General features: G+C 64.3%; 2 protein-coding genes and 1 pseudogene. All 3 read right to left on the reverse strand.

The genetic code is table 11. The annotated features are described in order from the left end of the window. Window positions 1–61: 61 nt before the first annotated feature. Window positions 62–1,459, reverse strand: coding sequence for an NAD(P)(+) transhydrogenase (Re/Si-specific) subunit beta (locus C8K44_RS27155; RefSeq protein ID WP_109578856.1), 1,398 nt, complete (start codon window positions 1,457–1,459; stop codon window positions 62–64). A gap of 1 nt (window position 1,460) precedes the next feature. Then, a complete protein-coding gene (locus C8K44_RS27160; protein WP_109578857.1) occupies window positions 1,461–1,886 on the reverse strand; it encodes a proton-translocating transhydrogenase family protein in 426 nt (141 codons plus the stop codon). Beyond that, window positions 1,883–2,473: pseudogene (locus C8K44_RS27165) on the reverse strand (NAD(P)(+) transhydrogenase (Re/Si-specific) subunit alpha); the annotation flags it as partial. The pseudogene C8K44_RS27165 and the gene C8K44_RS27160, both read right to left, overlap by 4 nt.

Raw genomic sequence — 2,473 nt, forward strand, 5'->3', positions numbered from 1 at the left:
CAAAGAAAAAGCCCGGCGCTGTGGCCGGGCTTTTTTGGAATCAGGCTGTGTCTGGCCTGGCTCAGTGGTCCATGGCCTTGACGATTTCTTCGGTCATCTTCTTGGCGTCGCCGAGCAGCATCATGGTGCCGTCCTTGTAAAACAGCGTGTTGTCGATGCCGGCGTAGCCCGAGCCTAGGCTGCGCTTGACGAACAGGCAGGTGCGCGCCTTGTCGACGTCGAGGATCGGCATGCCATAGATCGGCGAGTTCTTGTCGTCGCGCGCCGAGGGGTTGGTGACGTCGTTGGCGCCGATGACGTAAGCGACGTCGGCCTGGGCGAACTCGCTATTGATGTCTTCGAGTTCGAAGACCTCGTCGTAAGGCACGTTGGCTTCGGCGAGCAGCACGTTCATGTGGCCGGGCATGCGGCCGGCGACCGGATGGATGGCGTATTTGACCTCGACGCCATTGGCCTTGAGCTTGTCGGTCATCTCGCGCAGCGCATGCTGGGCCTGGGCCACCGCCATGCCGTAGCCCGGCACGATGATGACCTTTTGCGCGTTCATCATCAAGAAGGCGGCGTCGTCGGCCGAACCTTGCTTGACCGTGCGCTCGATGCCGTCGTCGGCGACAGCCGCCGTCTCGCCGCCGAAGCCGCCGAGAATGACCGAGATGAACGAGCGGTTCATGCCCTTGCACATGATGTAGCTGAGGATCGCACCCGAGGAGCCGACCAGCGCGCCGGTGATGATCAGCGCCAGGTTGCCGAGCGTGAAGCCGAGCGCTGCCGCCGCCCAGCCCGAATAGGAGTTGAGCATCGACACCACCACCGGCATGTCGGCGCCGCCGATCGGCACGATCAGCAGCACGCCGAGCACCAGCGACACGGCCACGATCAGCCAGAAGATGGTGGTCGACTGGGTCGTCACCAGCATGACGATGAGCACCACGAGGGCTATTCCGAGTGCGGCGTTGATGACGTGGCGGGCCGGCAGCATGATCGGCTTGCCCGACATGCGGCCGTCGAGCTTGAGGAAGGCGATGACCGAGCCGGTGAAAGTGATGGCGCCGATGGCGACACCCAGGCTCATCTCGACCAGCGCCTGGGCGTGGATCGCCCCGACTTCGCCGATGCCGAAGCTTTCGGGCGCGTAGACGGCGGCGGCCGCCACCATCACGGCGGCCATGCCAACGAGGCTGTGGAAGGCTGCGACCAGCTGCGGCATCGAGGTCATGGCGATGCGCCGCGCGGTAACCGCACCAATGCCGCCGCCGATGGCGATGCCAAGCACGATCAGGCCAAGGCCGCCGGCCGAGGGCTTGGCCAGGGCAAGCGTGGTGACGATGGCAATGCCCATGCCGATCATGCCGTAGGTGTTGCCCTGGCGGCTGGTGGTCGGATGCGACAGGCCGCGCAGCGCCAGGATGAACAGGATGCCCGAGACCAGGTAGAGGAAGGAAGCGAGGTTCAGGGTCACGTCACTTGTCCTTCTTCTTGTACATCGCCAGCATGCGCTGGGTGACGAGGAAGCCGCCGAAGATGTTGACCGAGGCCAGCACCAGGGCGATGAAGCCGAAGCCGGTGGCAAGCCCGGAAGCTGCGATGCCGACGGCCAAAAGCGCACCCACCACGATCACCGAGGAGATCGCGTTGGTCACCGCCATCAAAGGCGTGTGCAGCGCCGGTGTCACCGACCACACGACGTAATAGCCAACGAAGATCGCCAGAACGAAGATGGCGAAGCGGAACACGAACGGGTCGATCGCCCCGCCCGACAGCGCATGAGCGGCATTGCCGGCGGCCTCGGCCGCGTTCTGGGCATTGGCCAGATCCTGGACGCCGAGCTTGACGGCACCAACCGCCTGGTCGAGCTGGTCGAGGGCTTTTTGAAGACCTTCCATCATGCGTCTCCCTGAGATGACTTCTTCGGCGGGGCGGCCTTTTTGGGTGCCGCCGGTTTTTTGGCCGCCGCCGGTTTCTCGGTCTTGGCGGGCTTCTCGGCCTTCGCCGGTGCAGCCTGTTCGGACGGTGTTTCGGCCGCCTTGGCGAAGTTCGGATGCACCACCTTGCCGGCGTCGGTCAGCATCGTTGCCTTGACCAGCTCGTCGTCGCGGTTGATGGCGATCTGCTTCGATCCCTTGTCGACCATGGTCTCGAGGAAAGCGAACAGGTTCTTGGCGTAAAGCAGCGAAGCCGACGCCGCGACCCGGCCTGGCACGTTGAGATGACCGACGATCTTGACCCCGTTGGCGGTGGTGACGACTTTACCGGGCACAGCACCTTCGACATTGCCCCCGCGTTCGACGGCGAGATCGACAAGCACCGACCCCGGCTTCATCGAGGCAACCATCTGAGCCGACACCAGCTTCGGCGCCGGACGGCCCGGGATGAGCGCGGTGGTGATGACGATGTCTTGCTTGGCGATATGCTCGGCGGTCAGCGCCGCCTGCTTGGCCTGGTATTCCTTGGACATCTCCTTGGCGTAGCCGCC

The organism is Aminobacter sp. AP02 (assembly GCF_003148805.1).
GTDB lineage: Bacteria > Pseudomonadota > Alphaproteobacteria > Rhizobiales > Rhizobiaceae > Aminobacter.

Coding starts and splice junctions, on each gene's coding strand:
- C8K44_RS27160 (WP_109578857.1), bottom strand. CDS start 1,886: ATGATGGAAGGTCTTCAAAAAGCCCTCGACCAGCTCGACCAGGCGGTT.